The sequence below is a fragment of the Streptomyces sp. NPDC055025 genome (assembly GCF_053608565.1).
The window spans coordinates 20,942-46,149 of sequence record NZ_JBSGVS010000025.1; the positions used below are offsets into that span (position 1 = coordinate 20,942).

Annotated in this window: 14 protein-coding genes and 2 pseudogenes; 10 read left to right on the forward strand and 6 right to left on the reverse strand. The window is 67.3% G+C overall.

The genetic code is table 11. The features are described 5' to 3' along the window. Window positions 1-106: 106 nt before the first annotated feature. Window positions 107-4,312 carry an nSTAND1 domain-containing NTPase gene (locus ACWGDX_RS17250; protein ID WP_453626383.1) on the reverse strand — a complete coding sequence of 1,402 codons (4,206 nt, stop codon included), beginning with the start codon at window positions 4,310-4,312 and terminating at the stop codon, window positions 107-109. Window positions 4,313-4,375: 63 nt separating this feature from the next. Further along, the gene (locus tag ACWGDX_RS17255) at window positions 4,376-4,708 is read right to left on the reverse strand and encodes a CU044_2847 family protein (RefSeq protein ID WP_453626385.1); all 333 of its coding nucleotides are present in this window, start codon (window positions 4,706-4,708) and stop codon (window positions 4,376-4,378) included. A 119-nt stretch (window positions 4,709-4,827) separates the two neighbouring features. On the opposite strand from ACWGDX_RS17255, the pseudogene ACWGDX_RS17260 reads away from it, so the two are divergent. Beyond that, a pseudogene (locus ACWGDX_RS17260) lies at window positions 4,828-4,950 on the forward strand (tyrosine-type recombinase/integrase); the annotation flags it as partial. Window positions 4,951-5,388: 438 nt separating this feature from the next. Next, entirely contained in the window at window positions 5,389-6,552 is a 1,164-nt protein-coding gene (locus tag ACWGDX_RS17265) for a DNA gyrase subunit B (protein ID WP_453626387.1), read from the forward strand. A 655-nt stretch (window positions 6,553-7,207) separates the two neighbouring features. On the opposite strand, the gene ACWGDX_RS17270 is transcribed toward ACWGDX_RS17265, so the two are convergent. Further along, window positions 7,208-7,423, reverse strand: a complete 216-nt coding sequence (locus ACWGDX_RS17270) for a DUF6243 family protein (protein ID WP_453626388.1) — start codon at window positions 7,421-7,423, stop codon at window positions 7,208-7,210. 527 nt (window positions 7,424-7,950) lie between these two features. Here ACWGDX_RS17270 and ACWGDX_RS17275 point away from each other — a divergent pair. From ACWGDX_RS17275 to ACWGDX_RS17285, 3 genes and pseudogenes are all read left to right on the forward strand, one after another. After that, on the forward strand, window positions 7,951-9,369 hold the full coding sequence (locus tag ACWGDX_RS17275; RefSeq protein ID WP_453626390.1) for a DEAD/DEAH box helicase: 1,419 nt from the start codon (window positions 7,951-7,953) through the stop codon (window positions 9,367-9,369). 80 nt (window positions 9,370-9,449) lie between these two features. Further along, entirely contained in the window at window positions 9,450-9,788 is a 339-nt protein-coding gene (locus ACWGDX_RS17280; protein WP_453626392.1) for a thioredoxin family protein, read from the forward strand. A gap of 332 nt (window positions 9,789-10,120) precedes the next feature. Next, a pseudogene (locus ACWGDX_RS17285) lies at window positions 10,121-10,420 on the forward strand (tyrosine-type recombinase/integrase); the annotation flags it as partial. A gap of 688 nt (window positions 10,421-11,108) precedes the next feature. On the opposite strand, the gene ACWGDX_RS17290 reads toward ACWGDX_RS17285, so the two are convergent. Continuing rightward, window positions 11,109-11,942, reverse strand: coding sequence for a PIG-L family deacetylase (locus ACWGDX_RS17290; protein WP_453626394.1), 834 nt, complete (start codon window positions 11,940-11,942; stop codon window positions 11,109-11,111). 304 nt (window positions 11,943-12,246) lie between these two features. On the opposite strand from ACWGDX_RS17290, the gene ACWGDX_RS17295 reads away from it, so the two are divergent. The 3 genes from ACWGDX_RS17295 to ACWGDX_RS17305 all read left to right on the forward strand — a co-directional run bounded on the left by ACWGDX_RS17295 (window position 12,247) and on the right by ACWGDX_RS17305 (window position 17,585). After that, window positions 12,247-12,816, forward strand: coding sequence for a hypothetical protein (locus tag ACWGDX_RS17295; protein ID WP_453626396.1), 570 nt, complete (start codon window positions 12,247-12,249; stop codon window positions 12,814-12,816). A 558-nt stretch (window positions 12,817-13,374) separates the two neighbouring features. Further along, the gene (locus tag ACWGDX_RS17300; RefSeq protein WP_453626397.1) at window positions 13,375-15,189 is read left to right on the forward strand and encodes a YncE family protein; all 1,815 of its coding nucleotides are present in this window, start codon (window positions 13,375-13,377) and stop codon (window positions 15,187-15,189) included. Between the two features lie 1,382 nt (window positions 15,190-16,571). Further along, a complete protein-coding gene (locus tag ACWGDX_RS17305) occupies window positions 16,572-17,585 on the forward strand; it encodes a transcriptional regulator (RefSeq protein ID WP_453626399.1) in 1,014 nt (337 codons plus the stop codon). 472 nt (window positions 17,586-18,057) lie between these two features. Here ACWGDX_RS17305 and ACWGDX_RS17310 read toward each other — a convergent pair whose 3' ends face one another. Both ACWGDX_RS17310 and ACWGDX_RS17315 read right to left on the reverse strand, forming a co-directional pair. Then, entirely contained in the window at window positions 18,058-18,495 is a 438-nt protein-coding gene (locus tag ACWGDX_RS17310) for a DUF6086 family protein (RefSeq protein WP_453626400.1), read from the reverse strand. A gap of 178 nt (window positions 18,496-18,673) precedes the next feature. Further along, entirely contained in the window at window positions 18,674-22,162 is a 3,489-nt protein-coding gene (locus ACWGDX_RS17315) for an ALF repeat-containing protein (protein WP_453626402.1), read from the reverse strand. A 648-nt stretch (window positions 22,163-22,810) separates the two neighbouring features. Between ACWGDX_RS17315 and ACWGDX_RS17320 the strand changes: the two genes are divergently transcribed. Then, window positions 22,811-23,314: a hypothetical protein gene (locus ACWGDX_RS17320; protein ID WP_453626404.1), complete on the forward strand. Its 504-nt coding sequence runs from the start codon at window positions 22,811-22,813 to the stop codon at window positions 23,312-23,314. A gap of 228 nt (window positions 23,315-23,542) precedes the next feature. Next, window positions 23,543-25,096: a trypsin-like serine protease gene (locus tag ACWGDX_RS17325; RefSeq protein WP_453626406.1), complete on the forward strand. Its 1,554-nt coding sequence runs from the start codon at window positions 23,543-23,545 to the stop codon at window positions 25,094-25,096. Window positions 25,097-25,208 lie beyond the last annotated feature (112 nt).

Sequence of the window (25,208 nt, forward strand, 5' to 3'; positions counted from 1 at the left end):
AGAACCCGGCGATCTCGCCGACGCCGGGCTCAGGACGGGCTCACTCGGGGCCTCGGAGGCATTTCGCCGTCGTGGGGGCGTGCTGAGTCCGACGCCCGGTCGCCCGCTATGGGCACGCCGGACTGGCGGCTTGATCCGGTAGATACTCCGACCGTTCCTGGGCCGTGAGTTCCCGGTTGACGGCCTGGCAGATCTTCTCGATCGCCTCGTCGGGCCTGGGGAGGGCCACGTCCCACACCCGGACCGTGGCATCCACACTGCCGGTGGCCAAGGTGGAACCGTCGGGACTGAACGCCAACGCGTTCACCCCGCCGGCGTGGCCGGTGAGAACATCACGAGCGCGGCTGGTGGCGACATCCCACATCTGCACGCTGGCGCTCGTCGAACTGGCTGTCGCCAGGGTGGCGCCGTCCGGGCTGAATTTCAGGGCCGTCACGCCATACTGGCTGTGCAGAATGCTCTTGATCTCTTTCGAGGCGACATCCCACAACCGCACCATGCCGCCTTCGGAGCCGCCGACGGCGAGCGTGTCGCCATCCGGGCTGAAGGCCACGGACTCCACGCTTCCCGAGTGTCCGGGCAGACTGCCCTGGGGTTCGCCGGTGGCTGCCTCCCACAGCCGCACCGCACCGTCCTGGTCGGCCCCGCCAGTGGCCAGTGTTTTGCCATCGGGGCTGAACGCCATGGAATTCAGGACGTCATGAGCTTCGATGGTCTTCCATGTCTTGCCATCGACCGCGTCCCGCAGTTTCACCGTGCCGTCCAGGCCTACGCTGCTGGCGAGCACCTCGCCGTTCGGACTGAACGCGACCGCGTCCACGGAGTCGTCGTACTTGGAGTCGCTGGTCAGGGGCTTGGTCTTGGCCTTGCCCGTGGCGGAGTCCCACAGCTGTAGTTTCCCGTCCAGAGTGCCGGTGACCACAGTGGCGTCGGTCGGGCTGAACGCCACGGACGTCACGGTGCTGGTGTGGCGGGGCAGGCTGACGGGCCGGGGTTCACCACTCGCCGCATCCCACAAGCGCACCGTCTCGTCGCTGCTCCCGCTGGCAATGGTGCGGCCGTCCGAGCTGAACGCCACAGACCGGACATTGCCCGTGTGACCGGTAAGGGTGTCCCGGTTCTTACCGGACGCGGTGTCCCACACCCGGACCGTACCGTCCCAGCTGCCGGTGATGAGAGTGGCACCGTCCGAGGAGTAGATCATCTCGTCGAGGTCACCGGTGTGACCGATCAGGATGGATTGGATTTCCCGGGTGTATCCGTCCCACAGCCGCACCGTTCCGCCTGTCGTGCCGGTGGCGATGGTGGTGCCGTCAGGGGCGAACGCCACTTCGTACACGGCGTCAGGATGGTTGAAGACACCCATGGGAGCGCCTGTGTCCCCGTTCCATACGCGCACCGATCTGTCACCGCTGCCCGTGGCGAGGAAGTCGCCGTTGGGGCTGAACGCCACCGCGTTCACACCACCGGTGTGGCCGGTCAGGGTGTCCTTGACCTTGCGAGTGGCCACATCCCACAGCCGCACGGCGCCGTCGTTGCTGTGCCCGGTGGCGAGGGTCTCACCGTCCGGGCTGAACGCCATCGCCTGCATGAAATCGAGAGGGCCGACTTGACCAGCGATGTTGATCGTGCCTTTGTCCGCGCCATCGGCCGTGTTCCACAAACGCACCGTGCCGTCGCCGTCGCCGACGATCACCGGTCTGGAGGAGCCGGTCTCCAGGGACGTATTGGTGGCGGTGGCGAGCATGTCGCCGTCCGGGCTGAACGCGATCGCGCTCACCCTGGCGCTGTGCCCGGTGAGTGTCTCCTTCAGCGTGCGGCTGGCTACGTCCCACAGCTGGACCGTGTCGTCGTAGCTGCCGCCGATGGCAAGGATGTCTCCCTCCGGGCTGAACGCCATCACCCGTCCGCTCTGGATCTCGTCCTTGATGGCGCCTCGCGATGCCCCCGTCGTCGCGTCGAGGAGTTCCACGGTGCCCTCGTCGTTGCCGGTGGCGATGGTTTTGCCGTCGGCGGTGAAGGCCACGGCATACGCGGCATCGGCTTTGCCGGCGAGGCGACTGCGCAGCGGAAGAGCGGCAGCCGCGTAGAGACTGGCCGTAGCCTCTTCGGTGTGTTCGGTCTGATACGACTTCACGGCGAGCAGTGAGGCCAGGTCGGGGTTGGTGTCCAGCAACGCCGTCGATTCGGCCGCAAGCTGCCGGGACTGAGCCAACCGCTCCGCCGCCACGGCGATCCGCTGTTGCCAGAGCGCCACGCCACCGGCAACAAGGGCCAGGGCGAGCAGGCAGGCGAGACCGACGTTGATGCGTCTGGCACGTCGCGTCCGCGCCCGCTGCCGTGACTGGCTCGCCTCCAGGAACACGGTGACGTTCCCGGGGAGGCCGCGCTGCTCCGCCCATGCCGTGCCTTCGGCCAGATCGGTGCCGTCGAGCAGATCCCCCGAGTCCTGGCTGGTGCTCCAGCGGGCGTGGCGGTCGCCGACGCGGCGCAGCCAGTCCTGGAACCGGTGGTCTTCCACGGCCCAGTCGCGGAGTTCGGCCCAGTCGCGGATGAGCGCGTCATGGATGAGTTCGGCCGTCGGTTCGCCCAGGGCCTGCTCGGGCCGGCCCGCGACGGCGGTGGTGCGGGTGGTGATGATCCGGTGGTGGGCCAGTGCGGCCAGAACCTCGTCGATGGACGAGGAATCGGGGGCCCTTTCGGCATCGGTGTCGGCAGCGAGGGCCCGCAGGGCGGTCAGCGGTACCTGCTGGCGGGTGGCGGGGACAGCGTGGGCCTCGTCGGCCGGCCGTATCAACGCGGTGAGGATCCGCTGGGCGGTGGGCCGGTGATGGGCGGGCAGTTGGCCGAGGGCGGTGTTGCACCAGGTGGCAAGGGCACCCGTGACCTCGCCGATCTGCTGATACGCCTGGTGGGTGAGGTAGCCGTCGCGGCGGCGCTCCCACAGCTGGCTCAGTGCCAGCTCCAAGGGGGCGAGCAGGGTGACGGGGGCTCGTCGGGCGGTGGCCCCGGCGGGGTCGGCGGCCAGCACATCGGTGATGATCCGCTCCGGCAACCCGTCTTCGAATCGAGCGCCCACCGCCTGGGCGGGCTGGGTGATGATGGCGTTCAGATCCGGCGTGCTCAGGGTGGCGGGCACATTGAGCAGGCCGGGCGAGGCGGCTTCCAGCAGCGTGGGGGCGAGGGCCGCCAGCCGTGGATAGAAATCGTCCCGCATGACCAGGATCAGGCTGACATCGGCCGGTGAACCGATGAGGGCCGCGAGTTGATCCGCGGCGGTGAGGTGGGCATGGCCGGGGGGCGGGTCGCCGGGGGGCCGCTGGGTGAACAGTTCCTCGAACTGGTCGATGACCAGAACCATGCGCCGGCCGCCGGGCCCGGCGGCCAGTCTGCGTTCGACCGCCGCCGTGATCCCCTCGGTCGCTGCCCCGGGCAGTCCGGCGGACTCCAGTTCCGCCGGCAGGTCCTGCCCGGGGCGGGCGAGCACCGGCTGCCACTGGTCACTGCCCGGCAGCGCGCCCGCGGCCAAGGCGGGCAGGACGCCCGCCATGACGAGGGAGGACTTACCGGCCCCGGAGGGCCCGAGCAGCAGTACCACCCGGCGCCGACCGCTCAGGGCGGCCAGCACCTGTTCCACCGCGGCCCCGCGGCCGTGAAACCATCCGGCGTGGTCCGTGGTGAACGGCTCCAGACCGCGGTAGGGGCTCACCTGGTGCTCGACGAGAGCCGGCCACACCTCGCGGAGAAGCTGGGTGGGTGTGGCGTAGGCGATGCCCAGTCCCCTGCGGTGCCGGTCCGGAGCGCTGATCGCGGTGATCATGCCGATCACCAGGCCGGTCACCTCGTCCACGACGGGCCCGCCGCTGAACCCGGTGGTCAGATCATTCGCACCGGTCAGCTGGAGCAGCGGGCCCTGGCCGCCCGTGGCCGGGAGCAGATCGCCGGCCGTGCCGTAGCCGAAGTGGCCGCCCGGCGGCGCCTGGTCGGGGAATCCGTAGGAGGACACCCGGTGCCCCTGGCAGCCTTCGGCGGAACCCAGTGCCAGCGGCCAGGCCCCGGTGGGGGTACTACTCAATCGCAGCACGGCGATGTCCTGGTCCTCGGGAGCACGCCATTCCTCGGCGAGCACCAGTGCCCGGACCCGCGGCACGTCCGGTACGTGGGGAAAGGCGAGCTGCACGAGGTCACCGGGCCCCCGTTCCGCGCCGCGCACGACGTGCGCGCAGGTGACGGCTGTACTCTCGCCGACCATGAATCCGGCCCCGGCGACACTGCCGTCAGGGGCGAGGACCTGGACGATCGCGGCGGGCACGCTACTGCGAAGCGCCCCGCCGGTGATTAAAGGAACAGGATTCTCCCCTGTCATGGCTCCCCCTCAGATTCCATTCTGCTCAGGCTCGTCCCTTTTCCAAAGGACTCGGACTTTCAGGTGGGTGGACGCTTCGCCCTTGGTGATGACGGCTCCGGCCTGTGCCGCGAGGTTCACCCCGAACTCGACTTCGACCTCGTCGGGGCCGGCCTGCCGCAAGTGGTCCAGCACCGTTCGGGCGGCGTCCCTGACCGGGATCAAGGTTGTCTGGAGGCTGGCGGGCAGGTCCTGGACGGCCTCGGCGAAGCGTCCCGCCTTCACCGGCCCGTCCACAGCCGGCGATGCCTCCACCAGGATCGTGCCCCCGCCCTCCAGCGGAATCCGTGCAAGGTCCTGCATGTACGTCGCTCCTTGTGTCCCCCGCTCGCCGCCGGTACGGCGGCAGTTGAGTGAGGAGGCTACTGTCCATCGGATCACCCGAGGCCCCTTTCACCAGATCCTCATGAGTACGCGCGTCAAACCCGTGCCGGATGAGGGGCCCCGGGCAAGGAGGTGGCCACGCACTCGCTGATGCGATCGGCCCCCGCTGGCGACTGATGGTCTACCTCGGCGCGTACGGCCCGATCGGAAGGCCCTCTGAGCTGCTGAAACAGTCGGTCCGAGAGCAGCTTGGGGTTGCCTTGTGGGTACTGCTGGTGACCGCTGTTTACCGCTCTGACTGGCACGTTGGCACGGTCGGGTTGACTGCCGCGGACGAAGTTGACCCGGTGAAAGCCGCATTGACGGGTTGCTCAATCTGGGCGAGGGGCCGCGGCAAGGTGTCCGCCGTGATCGGACTTCCCCGATGACTCGCCGCGTAACTGATTTGGGGGCATGAGAGGCGTCCGGAACGGGGTCGTACGCGGCTTTGGCGGGCCTGTTGACACGTTTTGGGCGTGGTGCGCGACGGCTGGGCCGCCTGCTGCCGGGCACGTCCTGACCCGCCGGGCTGTAACTTTGGCGAAGTGGCCCTGACCTGGTGTTTTCTTTGATTCCTCCTAGGCTGGGGAGGTCTACTGGACGCGATGGGAGGGGTCTTTGTGAGTGGGGACGGCACAGGGCACGACGCTGCCCGGATCGAGGTGCTTCAGGGGCGGGAAGCCGTTCGGAAGCGGCCCGGGATGTGGATCGGCTCGACCGGCGAACGCGGACTGCACGGCTTGGTGTTCGAGGTCGTCGGCCGGGCGGTGAACCAGGTTCTGTCAGGGGGCGGAGGCCGCGTCGACGTCACGCTCACGCTCGACGGCTGCGTGCGGGTGGCCGACGACGGGCCGGGGGTCCCCTTCGACGCCACCGGGGACGCCGACCGCCCGGATCTCGAAGCGCTGCTGACCCGCATGCCTGCCGGGCCCCAGCCCGCAGGCTGGTACATCGGGGCCGTAAGTCACTTCAGTGCGGGGCTTTTCGTCGCCAACGCCCTGTCGAGCCGGCTGACGGCCGAGGCGCAGGGCGCGGGGGCCGGCCGGGTGGTCCAGGAATACGCGCGCGGAGTCCCGGTCGCCCCGCCCACCGCCGTGGGGTTGGCCACCCGTAGCGGTACGACCATCGCGTTCTGGCCCGACACCGAGATCTTCACGACGACGCGATGCTCGTTCGCTGTCCTGGCGGAGCGCTTCCGGCAGGTTGCCTTCCTCAACCGGGGCCTTGAGATCTCGCTGACCGATGAACGCCCCGTGGCCGGGCCGAGGGCGGTGAGCTTCCGGTTCCCGGACGGGGTACGGGATTTCGTGGCCGCCCTCAACGCCGAGACCGGGCCGTTCCTCCATCCGGACGTCATCGGATTCGAGCGGCAGGACCCGCGCATCGCGGGGACGATGGAGGTGGCCCTGCTGTGGAACGACGCTCACGAGGAGCGGCTGCGCAGTTTCGCCAACAGTCTGGCCACCTCCCAGGGCGGCACGCACGTGGATGGCTTCCGCGACGGAGTGGCAACCGCGGTCATCGGGTACGCGCGGGAGCAGGGACTGCTGGCAGCGGCGGACCCCGATCCCCGCGCCGACCAGATCAGCGAAGGTCTCACGGCAGTCGTGTCCGTGACACTCGACCAACCCGAATTCCTCGGCTCCACACGCGAGCAGCTGGGCAACACCGACGTGCGGGACTGCGTCGAGGAGGCCGTGCGGGAACACCTCGGCAACTGGCTCAAGGAACACCCGGAACAGGCCGCTGAGATCGTCCACCGAATCCTCGGGGTGGCTGCATAGGTCACAAGCGGGAACGGTTGTTGGCGGATTGGGGATCGAGTCCGTAGGTGTAGCCCTGGAAGTGTTGCTGAGAAGCAGGAACGATGGGCTGCTCGTGTCGCGCGCTGGAGGTCAGTCGGCCTTGCGGTGGGAGAGATGACCTGGAGGGCTTGGGAGGCTGAGTGGCCCCAGCCTCTGGAGACCGACAGGGCTCGGGTGAATGATCCCGATTCGCTCGGATTGATCATCTCCGGTTCGGCGGAGGCTTCGCTGTCAGTGGTTCTGTTTCGTGGTGGCTGGGCCGATGTGGACTTCTTCAATGGCCTCGACGCTGGGGTTTGTATGTGAAGCGGGTGACGAGAATCGAACTCGCGCTCTGAGCTTGGGAATCACCTGTACTGCGTAGGCTTGCCCGCCTCTGACCTGGGGAAACGCGTCCCTGGGAGCGTGCCGCAGTGGCTTCGTTCGGGCCCCTGCTGACCGCTGTTCACCGTCCTGACCGGCAGGTAGTGGCACGCCCGTCCTTGGGTGGTCGGGTGAGACGCTGGTGGTCGGCCGAGAGCTGAGCGGGAGTGGCCGCGTTCGGTACGGCCGCAGACCCGGTACGGCGGGGCCTGGACCGTGCGTCGCGGCCCTGGCCCTGCCCCGTGCGGTGCCGCCCTGCGACAGTGGTGCGTCAGCTCTGTTCGGTGTCGTCGCCCGTCTGCCCGGCGTCCTCGGCTGCGCCTGCCTTCTCGCGGATCTTGCGTACCAGCTCCGCCTTCCGGTCGGCGGCGTTCTTGCGGTCGAGGTTGCGGTGCGGACCGTTGTTCTGCCGTTCGGCGCGGGACAGCCTCTTGCGCTGGCCGCCGCCCATGCCCACAGGGTTGTTGATGTTCTTGCTCACGGTCATAGGTTCTCCCGGAATGATGTGAAGTGATCTACGGATTCATCGGTGGGGACGAGCGCAGCGGCGCCGAGGGGTGTCAGCAGGGGCCCATCACGCTCTCACTCGTCAATCGGCGTCCTGGCCTTCGGCCGAGTATGCGCCGTGCACGGACATGCTGGTCACGTATCAGTGCAAGCGCGAGACATCGATTCCGAATTCCCCGATCGCCCGCGCCTGCCCGCGCCTGCCCGCGCCTGCCCGCGCCCGCCATGGTCTCCAGCCGCGGGGCGATCGCGTCCAGCGCCGGGCCACCTACGGCAGGAACCCTTGTGCCGCTCGGCAAGAGCATCCCGGATGTCGAGGGGCTTACCGGCCTTCAGCGCGTGACGATCCCCGGGGGCGGGTGCCGGGGCGGTTGCCCGGCCGGGGAGCGGGACGGCCGGCGCGAGGCCCGCGCTGGTAAGGTCGGGTCACGCTTGCAGAGAGCCTGGGCCCGTGCCGGACAAGGTACGGGCCCAGGTCCGTTCAGGGCGCCGAAACGAGGAACCCCCATGAAGGCGCAGCAGCCGGCCTCCGGTCGCTCCGGAGCCGGCAGGTCCGACCAGGGGAGGGCCCCGCGGGGCGAGCTCTCGGTGCCGGGGACACTGGCGCCTGGCCTCCCGCCGGCCGGTTCCTTCGCGGAGCTGGAACTGCCGGTCGAGCTGATGGGGGTGCTGGCGGGGCTCGGGATACGGGAGCCGTTCCCGATCCAGGCGGCCACCCTGCCGAGCGCGCTGGCCGGCCGGGATGTCCTCGGCCGCGCGCGGACCGGCTCGGGAAAGACCCTCGCCTTCGGGCTTGCGCTCCTCGCACGTACGGCGGGCCGGCGCGCCGAACCGAAGCGCCCTCTCGCGCTGGTCCTGGTGCCGACAAGGGAACTCGCGCAGCAGGTGAGCGAGGCGCTGGCTCCCTACGCGGAGGCGCTCGGACTACGCTCGGTGACTGTGGTCGGCGGGCTGGCGATCGGCCGGCAGGTGGCGGCGCTCCGGGCGGGTGCCGAGGTCGCGGTGGCGACGCCGGGACGGCTGGTCGATCTCGTCGCCCGGCGGGACTGTCACCTGGACCGGGTGCGGATCGCGGTGCTGGACGAGGCGGACCAGATGTGCGACATGGGTTTCCTGCCGCAGGTCTCGGAGACCCTGGACCGGATGCCCCCCGGCGGGCAGCGGATGCTGTTCTCCGCGACGCTCGACCGCAACGTCGATCAACTGGTCAGGCAATATCTGAGTGAGCCGGTGCTCGCCGCGGTCGACCGGGCGGAGGGCTCGGTCGCGACGATGGACCACCACGTACTGAACGTCCATCCCGAAGACACGTACGCGACAGCCACCGAGATCGCGGCTCGGGACGGGCGGGCGCTGATGTTCCTGGACACCAAGCACGGTGTGGACCAGTTCACCCGCCACTTGCGGAGCAGCGGCATACAGGCGGGTGCTCCGCACAGCGGGAAGTCGCAGCCGCAGCGCACGCACACGCTGGCCCAGTTCAAGGACGGCGGGATCACGGTGCTGGTGGCCACCGACGTCGCTGCCCGTGGCATCCACGTCGAGCACCTGGACCTCGTCGTCAACGTGGATCCGCCCTCCGACCCCAAGGACTACCTCCACCGCGGCGGGCGCACCGCGCGTGCCGGGGAGTCCGGCAGCGTAGTCACACTGGTCACGCCCGGCCAGCGCCGGGACGTGAACCGGATGATGTCGGACACCGGGATCCGGCCCACGGTCGCTCAGGTTCGCTCCGGCGAGGAGAGGCTGACCAGCATCACAGGCGCGAAGCGCCCGCCGGTGCAGGACGGGGCGAAGACCGGCAACGCGGCGTTCCGGGGTCTGGGTACCCGCGCGGGCCGCCCGCCGAAGGAATCCCGCAAGGCCGCGGAGGCACGCACGATGGCGGAGGCCCGCGAGGCCGCCCGAGCGCGCAGGGCCCACTGACGGGCGGTACGGCCGTCGCGGTCGGGAGACACAAGGAGGCACCCACTGCCTCGCATCGAGTCGAGCGTCAAGGAGTACCGATGGCAAACAGGGTCCAACAACCCCATGAGGACGCCGAGTTCGATTTCATCCTGGCGAGGGTGGACGTGCCGGTGCTCGCGTACTTCCACGGGGTGTGGCCCAAGGCCGCGGCAGCATGCAAGGAAGTGGATCCCCTGGTGCGGGAGGTGGCCGACGCCTACGAGGGCCGACTGATCGTCGTGCGGGCCGACATCGCAAGGTGCCCCGGCCCCGTACGGCGGTACGGCGTCACCGGCGCGCCCTCCTTCGTGCTGATCGATCGGGGCGAGCCGATGGCGGACAGGAGCGGTCCGATGTCCAGGACCGCGCTCGGGGAGTTCCTGGACGCCCACCTGTGAGCAGGCCGCATACCGGCCCGCGAGGTTGTGCCCGCAGCGACCGGCCCGCGCACCATCGTGGCCGCAGATGTACAACTCTTCACCGAAACCGGCGAGTGCCCTGGTGAGGTCCTGGCGCTCGCGCAAGGCGGCTACCCGTCGTGGCTGGAAGTCTGCTCATCGAACGACGAGATCGAAGTGAACCTGGGCGCCGCGCGTCGGTGGCCCAGCCAGCCCCGTGATCACGGAACGCCGGCGTCCAGCTCTCTCGAATCAGGACCTCACCGCGATTCAACCGACATCACGAGTTCAAGTTCAGTGGCGGACGGGCCTGAGTGACCGCAACTTTCGGGTCTCGCGCGGAAGTCGGCCTGCCTGAGGGCTTCCGCTTCTACGACCTCCGCCACACCGGGAACACCCTCGTCACCCAGTCGGGCGGCACGTTGAAGGACGCCATGGTCCGCGCCGGCCAGTCCTCGGAGAAGGCGGCCCTGATCTAGCAGCACTCGACGCTGGAGCGGCAGAAGGAGGTCGCGGCCGGGTTGGACGCCCGCGTGCGCGCGGAACGGCATGACGTGGCCGACGGCGAGGCAAGTGGTGCACAAGTGGTGCGCCGGGCCCGACGCTGGATTGACCGACCGTTCGGGGGCTGACGTGACACGGCGTCAGCCCTCCGAAACGGCGTATCGTCACGTAGGGTGCTCGATCCTGTCCGCTCAGCGGGGGTCTGGCGTGGCGCCAAAACGGTTTCCCAGCAGCAGTGTTTGCTGCATGCCGATGCTTGTGCAGCGATCAACAGTAGCGACGGTCAGTAGTTTCGGGACGGCCAGGGCTATGGCGCGCGTCACGCAAACTCGGTCTCAGGATTCGAGAACGCGTCCGAATGAATATTCGACAGGTCTCCGAAGTGTGGTTCGTTGCACCGATTGACCATCAGATGTGGTGCGCCAGTGGTGCGCGGTCCTCGAATTGGACTAGACAACAAGTAACCCCCGGGTCATTGACCTGGGGGTTTGTCATGGAGCGGGTGACGAGAATCGAACTCGCGCTCTGAGCTTGGGAATCACCCCGAACTTTCGGCTAGACAACGGCCTCTGGCCTGGGGTGATGTTTGTTTGTGGCCGTTCATTCGAGGCTTCGGTGAAGCCCCTGGTGGCCGCTGTGTACCGACGGTACTGGCACGTTGTGGCACGGCCCCGTTGGGCTGGGTCTTGGGAGACGGTCAGTCTGGTCGGGGAACTGGGCGCTGGCCCACCTGGATGCGGCGGCTCCTCGGAGTGAGAGGGGGGAGGGTAGGTCCGCTGAGGCTGATGTGCTTTCCCGGCCGGTCGGGCGGGCGGATCAGCGTAGTCCGGCGAAGAGATCGTTCTCGGGTACGGCCGCCTCGGTGGTGTCCTGGACGCGTACGAAGGTCTCCAGGCCCATCAGCTCGCCGAACCTCTCCTTGCCCATCTTGAGGAAGAAGATGTTCTCGCCCTGACTGGCGTGCGCGGCCAGCGCGTCGAACTTCTGACCGCTGAACGCGGTGGTGTCCACCCACGTGGTGACCTCATCGTCGGGGAGGCCGATCTTGGCCATCGCGGCGGCCTCGGCAGGATCCGGCTCCGGCATGTCCGGATGAAACTCGCGCATTGTCTCCCCGAACCGCTGCATCATCGAGCGGGGCATCGTCGTCCAGTACACCTTCGGAGTCAGCGCGGTCATCTCCAGCGCCGCCATGGTGATGCGGTGCGCCTGGATGTGGTCGGGGTGACCGTAGAAGCCGTTCTCGTCGTAGGTGACGACCACATCGGGTCGGTAATGCCGCATGAGGTCCGCAAGCCGGGCGGCGCCTTTCTCCACGGGGGTCTGCCAGAAGGATCCGGGGGCGTCGTTGCTCGGCCAACCCATCATCCCGGAGTCGGCATAGTCCAGCATCTCCAGATCGCTGACCTTCAGGACGTCGCAGCTCGCCTCGAGTTCTTGGCGGCGCAGCAAGGCGACGGCTGCCGGATCGTGACCGGGATCGCCCGGCTTGACACCTCCCGGTCCGTCACCGCAGCTGCCATCGGTACACGTCACGAGAACCGTGCGGATGCCTTCCGCCGCGTACCGCGCGAGGACCCCACCGGTTCCGGTGGCCTCGTCGTCAGGGTGGGCGTGTACTGCCATGAGCGTCAGGGGCCGGTCAGTCATGAAACAAGTCCTCCCGCGGAAATACGTCTTGGTCCGAGTGCGCGGCGGGCGTACCGCGACCCCGAGAACCCGGATCCAGGTGGGGCGGACGACCTCGTGGTCTCCGCGTTCCCCGCCCGTGCGGCGCCGGTCCCTCGGTCGATGCAACCGTGTCGACCGGGCCGGCTGTTCCCGGCGCGGCTACCTCGGCTTTCCAGGCGCCGATGTGTCTACGCGAACCAGGTACAAACACGACCTGCACGTCTCAGCGCCACATCGGGTCCGACTTCCGTCCCGCACCCGCTGTGAGATTCCGACACGAAGTGTGAAACCGTACGGCGGTTCCAGGGGCCAGTTCGCCGGGGCCGACAGGAGAAAAACCACGAAGGGCCGGCCATGGGGGCCGTACGGTCTCGTCGACGTGGGTGAGCGGGGTGCGGCCCTCCGCGGCGCCGGCATCAGCCGGGAGTGGCCTGCTGCCCGCGCCGCGATCGGCATGCCGAAGGAGTTTCGCTTCTACGACCTGCGGCACCCCGGGAATCTCGCCGCCGACAGCGGCGCCAAGCTGAAGGACCTGATGGCTCGCGGGGTCCAGTCGTCCGAGCGGGCTCAGCCGATCTACCGGCACTCCACCGCAGCGCCGACGCAGGCGCCGGCGCCAATGACGCAGCCTTCCGCTGCGCCGCATGCCAGCAGGCGCGCGTTCGGCACGGGCTCGGCCGGCGCCGCCCGCCGACTCGTGCTCCCCACCCGGCTCCCGACGCGCTGCCCAGCGGCCAACCTGGCTCCCCCGAAGGGCACTTATGGCGGGCGGAACGACGCGCAGGTTTTTGAGAGATCTGGCCAAAAAACCGAACCCCAGGTCTCTGACCTGGGGCTTCTTCGGAGCGGGTGACGAGAATCGAACTCGCGTTCTGAGCTTGGGAATCACCCGATACTGAAATGCGTGTACAGCCGCTGACCTGTGAGGATGTGCGTCAACGTTCAGCCTGACTGGGCGCGTGGGCTCCTTTGGTGACCGCTGTTTACCGCCCCTACCGGCACGCTGTGGCACAGCCTCCTGCGAGGGGGCAGGGTGAGACGGTTGATCAGAGGCTCGAATGCGGTGATGGTGCTGGCGTCGAGGGGCCGCCGTCGCCCGCCGAGAATGCGTGGCCCACTGCACTTGGGAAGGCTCAAGTGCAGAGCGCGGCCTTGACCATGGGGGAGGCCGGCCCGAGACGCGGCGACGACCTCCCACGGTGGCCGCTCCGGGCGCCCTCGCCTGACCCCCTCGGGTGAGCGCGCCTTCTCCGCGCGGGAAACTCCCCCCTCATCTGTCACTTGCATGTCATACGCTGCCCGGTAGCAGCCGCGCACCCCGCGTCACCCGCTCCGGGGATACATCCGGGTGCTGCGCGGTGCTCTCATCTCCCGGTCATCCACCGGGGTTTCTCGTGGGGGTAAAACGACTGTGCGTACGCGCAGCATCTCGACCGCGACAGCGCTAGCGGTCTTCTTCAGCTCGGTGGTACTGAGTGTCGCCGCGGCCGGTCCCGCGTCGGCGGTCACCGCGACCATCGGCTCGCCCGCAGGCATCGTCGTCGACGGCATCGGACAACGGGTCTTCGTCGGCGACGACACGAACGACAGGATCATCGCCGCCGACTACAGCGGCAAACTTCTCGACTCGGTGAGCGGCATCGACGGGATCTTCGACCTGGCTCTTTCCGACGACGGCACCACCCTGTACGCGGCGGCGCGGGTCAGCCACGAGATCGTGGCACTCGACGCGGCCACCCTCGACATCAAGGCCCGATACCCGGTGGCCACCAGTATCGGCCCGCTGTACGTCGAATTCACGGGGGGCAAGGCCTGGTTCACCTACGAAGACCAGTTGAACGGCCACGGCAACCTGGGCTCGGTCGACCCGGCCGATGGGACGGATCCGGTGACGCTCGGACAGCTCTCCCGTGATTCCGGAGTCGGGGGCGGGCCGTTCCTCGACTCCGACCTGTCCGCACCCGGACTGCTGGCCGTCGGCGCGACCGACTTCTTCGACATGACCAAGGACCTGATGGCCGTCGTCGACGTCTCCGGCGCCACGCCCCAGGTGACCGCCTGGCACAACGGCGACTACTCGCTGAACTACGTCAGCGACATCGACCTCGTGCCCGGTTCCCCGCAGGTGTTGGTCGACGGCACGGACCGGCACGCCTATGCAGACGAGAAGTTCACCGCTGCCGGCGCTTACCCGGCCGGGCAGCGCGCGGACATTGCTCCGAACGGTCTGGTTGCCCAGATCAGCGACGCGAAGGTGTCGGTCTACCGGCCCGGCGCGACCAAGCCGATCCGCACATACGCCGCCGACACCTCCGTCCTCGCCTGGGCCCCGGACGCCTCCCGGATCTTCGCGCTCGTGAGCTCGCCCGGCGGCTACACCCTCAAGGCGCTCACCGACCCCACGCTCAACGTCCCGAGCCTGACGGTGAACGCACCGTCGACCGCCACACGCGGCAGTAAGCTCACCGTGACCGGGAAGCTGTCGGCGACAGTGCCGCTGCCGAGTGGCGCCAAACTGCAGCTCACCCGCTCCGACCTGGAGAGCCCCCAGGGCAAGTCGCTGCCCGCTCTCACGCCGAAGGCGGACGGCTCGTACACCTTCACGGACACCCCGCTGGCCGGCGGCACGGTCACGTACAAGGTCGCCTACGCGGGCGACGCCGCGCACATGGCGGTCAGCGCGTCCGACAAGGTCACGGTTCCTCTCACAAAGCCGACGCTGACCCTGAACAAGAACGGCAGCGTCTACAACTACGGCACCGATGTCTCCTTTACCGCGCACCTCGGTTCGACGTACAAGAACCGCACGGTCGAGATCTGGGCGAACCCTTTCGGCGGCGACAAGCCCAACAAGCTGCTGAAGACCGGGACGGTCAACTCCAGCGGCAACATCTCCGCGACGGTGGACATGACGCGGGACACGGAAGTCACCGCGGTCTTCAAGGGGGACACCCGCATCGCGCCCAGGACGGTCAAGTCCACGGCGTACGCCCGGGTCAATGCCTCCACCGCCGTTTCCAAGCACTACAAGACGGCCAAGATCGGCTCGACGTCGTACTACTGGTTCCACAAGAGCACCGATCCGCTGCTGACTACGACCATGTCTTACTACAAGGGGCGTAAGCAACGTTTCGACCTGCAGGTCTACTCGGGCGGAAAAGTGGTATTCCGCCGCCTCGGAGTACTTCGCGCTCGGCACGAACGGAAAGTCGGCCGTGTCCCTTGAAGCGCCGGGGAAGTCCGGGATCAAGGCGCGGATGCGGTCGGTGTACGTCAACGGGTCGTCCGGCGACACCGTGAACTCCACGACGTATGGCTCTTGGAAATACCTGTACTTCTCCAACTAGGCCGTTCCGTCCGGATCACTTCACGGAGCCGATGTTTGGTGAAGGGCTCTACCGCTCGCGGTGGGGCCCTTCGAGGTTCGTTGCACGGCGCGGCGCGCACCCGGTCGCCGGGGGCTTCACCATGTCATCGATACTCGAGGCGGGCATGGCGACCAGCGACGCTGCCGCATCCCGAGACGATGCAGCCCAAGGTGCGAATTCCGATGGCTTCACAGCTGTCCGGAAGACGCGTGGCCCCTCAGTCGTTGCGTGAGCATCCACTGCTTTGCTCTTGGACGGTTACTTCGGTGCGGAAGAGTCGGGCTGGGGATGCCACCCGAGCCTGTTTGGCGCCCGCTCCCTCGTGGAGGGCAGGCGGTTGCCTGGTCCAGTGGACTGGCGCGGATGCCGCGAGGCGCGCTCTGGTCCTTTCCGTGGAGCCCCATCGCGCGACTGGGGCACGTGGAGGGCACGCGGTACCTCAAGAGGTCTAGACAACAAGAAAGGCCCCGATCGCTGACCTGGGCCTTTGTCGTGGAGCGGGTGACGAGAATCGAACTCGCGCTCTGAGCGTGGGAATCAACGGCGCCTAGAAGCACCGCAGTGCTCTGACCAGGGATTACTCGGGTCTGCGAGGGGTGCTGGAGCCGGTTGCGTTGACCGTTTCTGACCCTGGTGTACCGCTCTGAAGGGCTGGGATGGGGCTGGCCTGCGAGGGGGCGACTACGAGGACCGGCTTGGGTGGCCCTGGGCCGGCACGACGACGGGCTCCGGGCTCGGCAGCACGGGGCGGTGAGTTCTCGCGATGGACCAGAGCCTCGTCTGCTCCCGCGCGCACCAGTCAGGAGGGCGGAGTACGCCTGAGTCGTTATTGCACTCGGCGCCGGATTGCGAGCCTTCTTCGGTTGATGAGGGGCGGCGGCACACCACCTCCGGGTCGGTGTGCGGCTTCCCAATGAGAGGCTGGACGGCATGGGCGGTATGTCGGACGGTCAGGCTTCCCGGGAGTTTCTGGCAGCGATCCGTGTCGGTGACGTCTGCGGTGGGACCGTAACCGAGGTCACGCGATCCCTGGTGATGGTGACCTTGGACGGGTTCTCCGCGCGGCCGCTTGGGGCGGTCGGACGGTTGGATTTGTCCTGGGTTCAGTTTTCGGCTGCGGCTGTGGAGGTCGGCCGGCGGATTACCACGGAGGTGACCGCCATTGATCTTGATGAGGGAAGGGTTTGGCTGTCGATGGCCGCCACTGAGAATCGAAATCGAGCTACGCAGGAGGTACGACGTGGACCGCCGCGACTTCCTACGCTCCTCCGCCTACACCAGTGCCGCAGTCATGGCCGCCAGCGGCCGCTGGCTCGACCAGCACCCCGACGCACCGGCCACCACAGCCGCGGCAAGGCGCGTAGGAGCCACGGACGTCACCCGGGTGCGCGACACCCTCACCGCGCTGCAGAACCTGGATGTCACCCACGGCGGCGGCCACACCCGGCCACTGGCCGTGCACTACCTCAGCGACGTCCTTGACCTGCTCAACGGTAGCTACAGCGAGAGGGTCGGACGCACCCTGCGCCAGACCAGCGCCGAACTCCTTCTCTCCATCGGCCCGATGTCCTACGACATCGGCCACCACCAAGCAGCCCAGAGCTACATGATCCAAAGCGCCCGCATGGCCCAAGCCGCCCACGACCAGCCACTGGGCGCCCGCGCCTTCACCATGCTCAGCCACCAGGCCCTCCACCTCGGCCACCCCACCCAAGCCATCGATCTCGCACGCCGCGCCCGCCACGGAGCCCCCCAAGCCACCCCCGCAGCCACCGCGATCTTCCACGTCTTCGAAGCCCGCGCCCACTCCGGCACCGGAGACACCACCTCCGCCGAAACCGCGATCCGCCAGGCCGAGAAGCACTTCGCCCGCGCCCGGCCCGACGACGAACCCACCTGGTCACGCAACTACACCCGGGCCGAACTCGCCGGCGAGATCGCCTGGACCTACCGCGACCTCGGCATGTCCCGCCAGACCCGCCGCTACGCCACAGAAGCCGCCACCCACCCGGCCACCATGCTCCGCGTCCACGGCTTCAACCACTCACTCCTGGCCACCACGGCACTCCAGGAAAACGACGTCGAACTCGCCTGTGACCACGGCCGCAAAGCACTGCACTGCGCCGCCCAGGTCATGTCCGAACGCGTCAGCGACAGCGTCAACGACGTTCTTACACGGCTCCAGCCGTACGCCGCCCACCCCCGGGTCAAAGACCTCGCCGACGAGTTCGCCACTGCGTTCCCCCACCGCTGAGACTCAAGCCGCCGCCGAGCTGCCAGAATCCCGAGCACGGGTCTCCCCGCTGGACACTGACCTGCACCTCGCCACCGTCCAGGCATGTGATCTGGACGCCGCGTGCATCGGGAACCACCTGGTCGAGCCGGCCTGAACTGCCACACTGGACAGCATGACGGTCCCACCGCTGCGGGAAGCCGCCCGCGTCATCGCCCTGGACGACGATGAGCGCGTACTCCTGCTGCACTACGACGAGAGCGGCGGCTCCTCAACCCCGGAGAGGGGCCGTCAGCGAACTGACGACCCCTCGCGAAGTTCGAGGCAAGGCGAACGTTTCCCGCTTGCCGCTTGCTCATGTTGCTTCTTGCAACTCTATTTGGACTGCTTTCTCCGGGACGACCCGTCCCAATATCTGGCTGTCCAGTTCAGCATGGAACTTCGTGTACACCGAGACTCTGCTACTCGCAACCGATCATAACGGTTGATTTATTCAGCAAGGCATTTTGCCCCCAAGCTCCTGTACTTTCTCGCGCAGTCCCGCACCCCATGATCGACCAACAGAGGGAGCGCGAACCCCTACGGCAGCGGAAACCTGTACTCTTTCGGCAGCGTCTTCCGGGGTAGCGCTGAGCTGGGTCCAGTCCACTCTGATCCCAGCGCGTTCTGCGAGTACTAGCACGGTGGCAGTGAAGCCTTCCGAGAGCGCAACCAGCACAGTATGGCTCGTCCGTCGGTGCACCAGTAGGGCGTTGACGAATGTTTCGAAGGTGGCCGGGTCGATCTGACACTCGTCATTCCTCATCGGCTCGATACCCGATGAGAGTTTCAACTCCGCCTCGAAAATTTCTACCTGTCGTTGAAATAGATGCGAGACTCCGCTGGATGGGTTCCACAGGGTTTTTTCACCTATGTCGAAGTACTGGCTCATCTCGGTACCTTTTAGTCGATCTTGTTTTACTTCTTACTTACCCACACCAGGTCCACCTGCGGCGACGGCCGTAACATCGCCGTAGCCGACATCAGAAATGACAGGGGTGCTTCATGCGCTGTCTTCCGATGCCTTCGTGGGATGTCTCGGTGCGATTCGCGCTGGATTCGAGGTCAGCTTAATCAGCGATCTCCAGCCTGAAGTCGAGGCCCGGGTGCTCCCGCCTGAGCTCTTCGAACCGTTCATGCAGCGCCGCCCGGAACCTTGGGTCCATTCCAGACTTGGTAAACCGGAACCCGATCGGCGCGTTCTCATAGCCTGGCAACAGTTCCCGGCACTTCAGATAGTTGGCCAGTTTTTTGTCGATGTGCTTACCGATCCAGTCGGTATCGCCATAAATGGCGGTTTTCTCCTCCCACATCACACCATACTCGAAGAGATCGATGTCAGTAATGATGTTGCCGGTGACAGGATCATGGACAACATGGTTTTGCTTGCCTTCCAGGCAACCGTAGTCGGAGGCACCCGCCGCCGAGGCTGTGAACGCCGCAGTCGATGCAACCGAAGTCCCGCCAATGATCTTACAGCCTCGCTTAAGAAGCTTCAGGCCGTCAAAGGCTTTGTCCAGTGCTTTGAGTTTGGCGCCGATGAGGGCGTCGGCTGCGAGGCTGCCGCAGTTCTCGAAGTCCTTCTTGTCGAGGCATGCTTCGAGGTTGCTGAGGCCTAGCAGCTCTTTTTCGAAGTCCCATATCTGTTTCATGGCCGCTTCGAACGCGGGTCCCTCGGCGAGGATTTCGCAATAGATTTCGTTGTGCGTGCACCAGCGGGCGAATTCTCCCGAGCCGCAAGGGACTCCGAATTGCAGGGTTGGGCAGCGGTAGAGGGCGCGGGCGCGTGCCCCCGGGTCGTTCATCGCTTCCTGTTTTGCCTTGACCGCGGCCTGGCGTCTGGCTTCCTCCTCCTCTCGATATTTCTTGACCGCGATGGTGAATGCTTCGGTGGCGGCGGTGAGAGCTGCCTCTTTGTCCTTGCCCGCGGCGATGGCCGACTGGCGTGCCTGGTCGGCGGCGACCCATGCGGTGGATGCCGCCGCCTGGGCAGTCTCCGAGGAGAGGGTGGCGTCCGAGGCGGACAGGGCCGCGTCTTCGGCGGCAAGGTTGGCCTGGTTCGCAGCGTTGCGTGCGGTGGTGGCGGATGCTGCCGCGCTGGCCGCCGATTCCTGGGCGTCCTGGGCGTGCTGGGCTGCCTGGTCGGCGTACTGCTGTGCCTCTGCGGCCGAGGCGTTGGCCTTTTGTGCCCACTGGTTGGCTTCGGCGGCGGCCTTGCGGGCGGTCGCGGCGACCTTTTGTGCGGTGGCGGCGTTCTGCTGGGCGGTGGCCGCGATCTTCGCCGCGTCCGCGATCAGTTTCTGGATCTGGGCCACGTGGGTGGCGGTGAGGTGATCTTTGCGCTGGGCGATGTACTGGCCGGAGGCGATGAAGGCATGGAGCGTCTGTGGGGGGCCCGCCAACGCGATGCGGGCCGCCGACTGCACCTCGGGCCCGCCGCTGTCAACGAGCTGCGCTGCCCTGACCCGCTCGTCCTGTGTCCGCGCGGTAACCTGCGTCCTGCCCAGGAACTCGCTGTATTCCTTCGGGTCGCCGGAGTTCAGGGCGTTGCGGCCGGCTTCGGCCAGGATCGGTCCGGCTTCGGAGATGACCTGCGCGATGCCGACCCGCATGATCTCGGAGACGACCTGGTACTGGCCGTTGTCGAGGAATTCGGTGATGGTGGCGGCGTCACCGTCGAGGGCGGCCTCGGCTGCCTCGCGCAGTTCTTCGGTGTCGCTTTCTTCGGCGAGCCGCTCGACGTAGGAGCGGTCGTCCTGTTCCTTCGCGGTGGTCCAGCCGTTGCGCAGGTAGTCGAGGACGACTTCGTCGGGGCCGGCCAGAGCGGCCTCGGCTGCGGCACGTCCCCACGCTGTGCCGTTCTTCATCGTTTCCACGGCCAGCTTGCGGCCCTCGCCGGCGACGGCCGTCAGGTCGGCTCCGGACTCGGCAGCCTGGGCCGCCAGCCGGCTCCGTTCGGCGTCGCGGTCCTTGACCCCCTGCTCCAACTTGGCGACCGCCGCGGTCCTGGCGGTGTCGGCCGCTCTCTGGTCCTTGGCGAGCTCAATACCGGCGTTGGTGCGGCCGAGCAGTTCCTCGGCCTCCACCTCACGGGCGAGGGTGTAGACCTGATGGGCCTTGAGTACGGCGTCGGTGGCCTCGTTCGCGGCTTCGGTGGCCGCGTTGGCGTGCGCGGTGGACCTGTCAGCAGCGGTGGCAGCCTCGCCCGCGTGATCGGCCGCCTCATCGGCCGCGTCGGCCGCGTTGTTGGCGTGCGCCGCGGCTGACCGGGCCGCGTCCCGTGCATCGCCCGCTGCCGTCGCGGCCTTGCGGGCCAGGGCCTCGGCAGCGGCCGCGGCACGATTGGCCTCGGCGGCGTGACGCTGGGTGGCGGCGGCCGCGGCACGTGCCTCGGCGGCTGCCGCGCTGGAGCCGTCCGCGTAGTTGCTGGCCTCGATCGCCGCGTTGGCGGCGAGGGCCGCATTCGCGCCCGCGCTCGCCGCTGAACGGGCTGCCACTCCGGCGGCGGTGGCGGCCTCAAACGCCTGGTCGGCAGCGTCGGCGGCAAGGTTGGCACCCTTGGCGGCGGCACGGGCGTTGACCGCGGCCTCACGCGCGGCAGCCGCGTTCCCCGCATCCACCGCCGCGTCAGCCGCCGCAGAGCGGGCCCGGGACGCGGCCTGCGACGCACCGGCCGCGGCAGCGGCCGCCTGTGAGGCGGCGTTCGCCGCGACACGAGCCGAGTTGTTCGCGGCACGGGACGCGTTGATCGCCTGCCGCGCGGACGCGGCCGCCTGGGACGCCGCCGTGGCCGCACGACCCGCCGCGCGCGCGGCCTCCTCAGTATCGTCCTTGGCCGCCTCAGCCTCGGACGCCGCCTTGAGCGCAGCCTCCTTCGCGAGCTGCGCCGCTTCGACCGCCTTGGCGGACTCCGTTTTGGCGGACTCGGTCTCCTTGGCCGCCTGCCGACCCGCTTCCTTCGCCTGCGCAGCCAGCTGCGCGACCGTGGCGTGTTCCTGGTCCTTGTCACGCGCGACGAACTGACCGATCTCCAGGAACTCCCGGATCTCCTCGGCGCCACCCCTCAGCGCGATACGCCCGGCCGCCTGCACGTTGGGGCCGCCCGCACTGAGGATCTGAACGAGCTGGACCCGCTCATCCTGCTCACGCTGGTCGTACTGCCCGTCCGCGAGGAACTTCCGGATGTCGTCAGCAGTCCCGTTCAACGCCGCACGCCCGGCGTCCTGCACGATCGGCCCGCCCACGGAGATGACCTGAGCCACCCGGACCCGGTCATCCTGCTCCATCGGGTCTTCCCAGCCGTCATCCAGGAAGTCCTCCAACTCTTCCCGTGTTCCACGCAGCGCCTGGCGGGCAGCGGCAATCAGTTCCGTGCCGCCCACACTGGCGAGCTGGGCAGCGCTCACCCGCTCGTCCTGGAACGACAGGTTGTCCACGGTGGCCAGGAATGTCTGTACATCGGCGTCGCTGCCGGTCAGGGCCGCCTCGGCGGCTGCTTTGACGCCAGGGCCGCCCGCCTCCCAGAAGTCGACAACCAAGCCCCGGTCGGTCGGAGTCACCTCCTCAGCGGCAGCGACTCGCAAGGCGTCAGCCCCAACGTCCCCAGCCGATGCAGCCGCAGTTGCCGGTCCTGCCAGCAGCCCCACCAGAAGCGTCAGGGGCAACAGGCCCGAACACAGGCCGAGTATCACAGGAGACGGCCTGCCGACCCTGCCTCTCACACGAGGAAAAGACGAAAGAACGAAGCTCAGCACGCGTACGGCGCGCAAGAACCTCCACAACTTACCCTGCCTATCGATTCTTCGACTCACAGCACTCATCTCACAAATACCGACAATGCCAACTGCCGGTTTTGAATAGGGAGCTGAAACCTTAACTGCCGAATCACCGAATCCGCACTGCGACTTTCGGGAATAAGTCCACATTGAAAAAAATCAAATAAATAATCCCACTTTTTCATTTTTCTACATATTTGACTCGATCTCGAAAAAGCCCGCAGAGGGAATTACCTCCAATTGCCCCAGGTGGCGCCTGGTCGCTTGGTGTCATAAGTCCTAATTTGGGACAACGAAGACGGCTTCGTGACCTTGATCACGTTGACTTTCCGTTGAGGATCAAGTTACTTTCCGTCAGCATCCTTTGCGTTTTCATTATTCTTTGATGGACCTTCAGATGCGTGGGCCATCCATTACCAGGAGGGTGATCCTGTGATTTCCCGTTCCCGCATACTCCTTGCGTTTGGAGCGACTGGCGCACTTGCTGCGCTTATTGGAATTCCGCTTGCATCAGCTTCTGAATCTCCGGCGAAGCTGGCCGATACGGCCCCTTACGCGGTCGAGGACTATTCCTATCCGGATGCCGCGAACATTGAAGCGACAAAGGGCATCAAGCTGATACGAGGAGACGGCCACATCGTGCTGACGGAGTGCGACCAGTCGGCGAGTCAGATCACCGTCATGACGGTGAAGGACGAGACCGCCAACCGGGACGGCATCTACTGCTTCAAGGCGACTGCCAAGACCGGGTATCTCACACTCGAAGTGCCCCGCGTCTTCTACCTGGAGGCAACAGACCACCCCTTCACCGCGGACCTCACCGCGGACGGAAAGACCCAGACCGTCTCAGTTGCCAAAGACGGCTTCGCATCCGTGGGTGAGGGCACCATCGGTGGTGCGCGATCCACGCTCGTCGAGATCCGCGTGACCGGCTGACACCGGCAACCCTCTACGCGCACCTGCCCGTGGACATCACATCAGGCAACCAACAGCCCAGAGGAACCCGTTCAAGACACCGATCTTACGAATGACCAGCTCGGACCCACATAAAGAAAAGTAGGACAAACATGCCCGGAATGGGTTCACGTTCGGCGTGGGCTGCCGCGTTGCTCACCGCAGCCATCTCCGCCGGCACGCTCACCGGTCTCCCAGCGCAAGCTTTGGATGGAGACGCCGCCGCTAGCGGCGCTAGCAACTTCACCGCAAAGATTTGATATCGGCGGAGTGCGTGCGTGTTCTGGCACGCTCATCAACAACCAGTGGATGATCACTGCTGCCAGCTGCTTCGTCGACGACCCGGCTCAGGCCACGTCGCTCGGAGCAGGAGCGCCGGAACTCAAGTCCACCGCGACCATCGGCCGCCCCGATCTCACCACGACCACAGGTCAGGTCCGGGAGATCACGCAGCTTGTCCCCCGGACCGACCGTGACTTGGTGCTGGCCAAACTCGCCGCCCCGGTCTACGGCCTCACTTTCCTGCACCCCGCGACGACAGCGCCCACCGCAGGCGAAGCTCTGAAGGGCGCGGGGTACGGCCGGACTCAGAACACCTGGGTTCCCGACACCCTCCACACAGGCACCTTCACCGTGGGAGGGGTCGAGGCCACCACCGTGGGCATCGACGGCACCCCCATCTGCAAGGGTGACACCGGCGCGCCCGTCTTCCGCGAGACGAACGGCCGCCCCGAACTCGCCGCCATCGCCAGTACGTCCTGGCAGGCAGGCTGTCTCGGGTCGGACGAGACCCGCACCGGCGCAACCGCCGGCCGGGTGGACGACATCCGAGCCTGGATCACGGAGAACACCGCCTCCACCCTGAACGTCTGGAACCTTCAGATGCTCACCAAGACCACCACAGGCCTGTACCACGCCATGCGCAACAGCAACGGCGACTGGACCGGCTTCGGCAACGTGCAGAACGTCGCCGGCACCATCGAGGACATCGAGTTCGCCGCCGACGCCGCCATCAAGGGCAAGAACTACGTCTTCGCCGTCGGCGGCAACGGGCACCTCTACCAGGCCAACCGGCGTGCCACCGGCGGCTGGGAAGCCTTCCGCGACCTGACCGCCGAACTCGGCGACAAGCCCGGCCTCACCCGCGTCGCGGTCACCTCCACCGGTACCGGGCTCGCCCTGATCGGCCTGGCCGACGGGCGGGTCTACCACGCCACCCAGGACGCCGGCGAGGTCTGGTCGAAGTGGGGCGACGTCACCGCCAAGATCGGCTCTCTCGGCAACGCCACCCAGGTCACCGTCGCCCACACCTCCAGCGGCCAGACCCAGGTGGGCGTGGCCGCCGACGGGAAGGCGTACCACGGCATCCGCAACTCCGACGGAACGTGGAGCGACCACTGGGGCTCCGTCAGCGGCCTGGAGACGGGACTCACTGCCAAGGTCAACGGCATGTCCTTCGCCGGCGTCGCAGGCGACCTCCAGATCGTGCTCACCGCCGTCGATGGCAACAAGAAGCACGCCATCCGCAAGGCCGACGGCACCTGGAGCAACTTCGGCGACCTCGGCGACGAACTCGGCCGCGACACCACCGTCGGCGTCGACGCCACCGCGGTCAACGGCGAATTCCAGGCAGCCGTCGTCACCGCCGACGGAAAGATCAAGCACACCCTCCGCCACGCCGACGGCAAGTGGGACGCCACCGAACAGGTCGTCGGCTACCCCGGCACCCCCGAAACCGTGGCGCTGACCGGCAGCACCGTCTGATCCCGGCAGTACCGGCCCCACACCGATCGCGGTATCCCAGCCGAATCATCTGAGAAGGCGATCCGCCATCACTTCGGGCCTGTGCCGTTCCCGTCTGGAACGGCACAGGCCC

What these genes read in the sequence shown, in the direction of transcription:
- ACWGDX_RS17290 (WP_453626394.1), bottom strand. Translation starts at nt 11,942, where the DNA reads ATGACTGACCGGCCCCTGACGCTCATGGCAGTACACGCCCACCCTGAC.
- ACWGDX_RS17310 (WP_453626400.1), bottom strand. Translation starts at nt 18,495, where the DNA reads ATGAGCCAGTACTTCGACATAGGTGAAAAAACCCTGTGGAACCCATCC.
- ACWGDX_RS17280 (WP_453626392.1), top strand. Translation starts at nt 9,450, where the DNA reads ATGGCAAACAGGGTCCAACAACCCCATGAGGACGCCGAGTTCGATTTC.
- ACWGDX_RS17255 (WP_453626385.1), bottom strand. Translation starts at nt 4,708, where the DNA reads ATGCAGGACCTTGCACGGATTCCGCTGGAGGGCGGGGGCACGATCCTG.
- ACWGDX_RS17275 (WP_453626390.1), top strand. Translation starts at nt 7,951, where the DNA reads ATGAAGGCGCAGCAGCCGGCCTCCGGTCGCTCCGGAGCCGGCAGGTCC.
- ACWGDX_RS17325 (WP_453626406.1), top strand. Translation starts at nt 23,543, where the DNA reads ATGGAGACGCCGCCGCTAGCGGCGCTAGCAACTTCACCGCAAAGATTT.
- ACWGDX_RS17270 (WP_453626388.1), bottom strand. Translation starts at nt 7,423, where the DNA reads ATGACCGTGAGCAAGAACATCAACAACCCTGTGGGCATGGGCGGCGGC.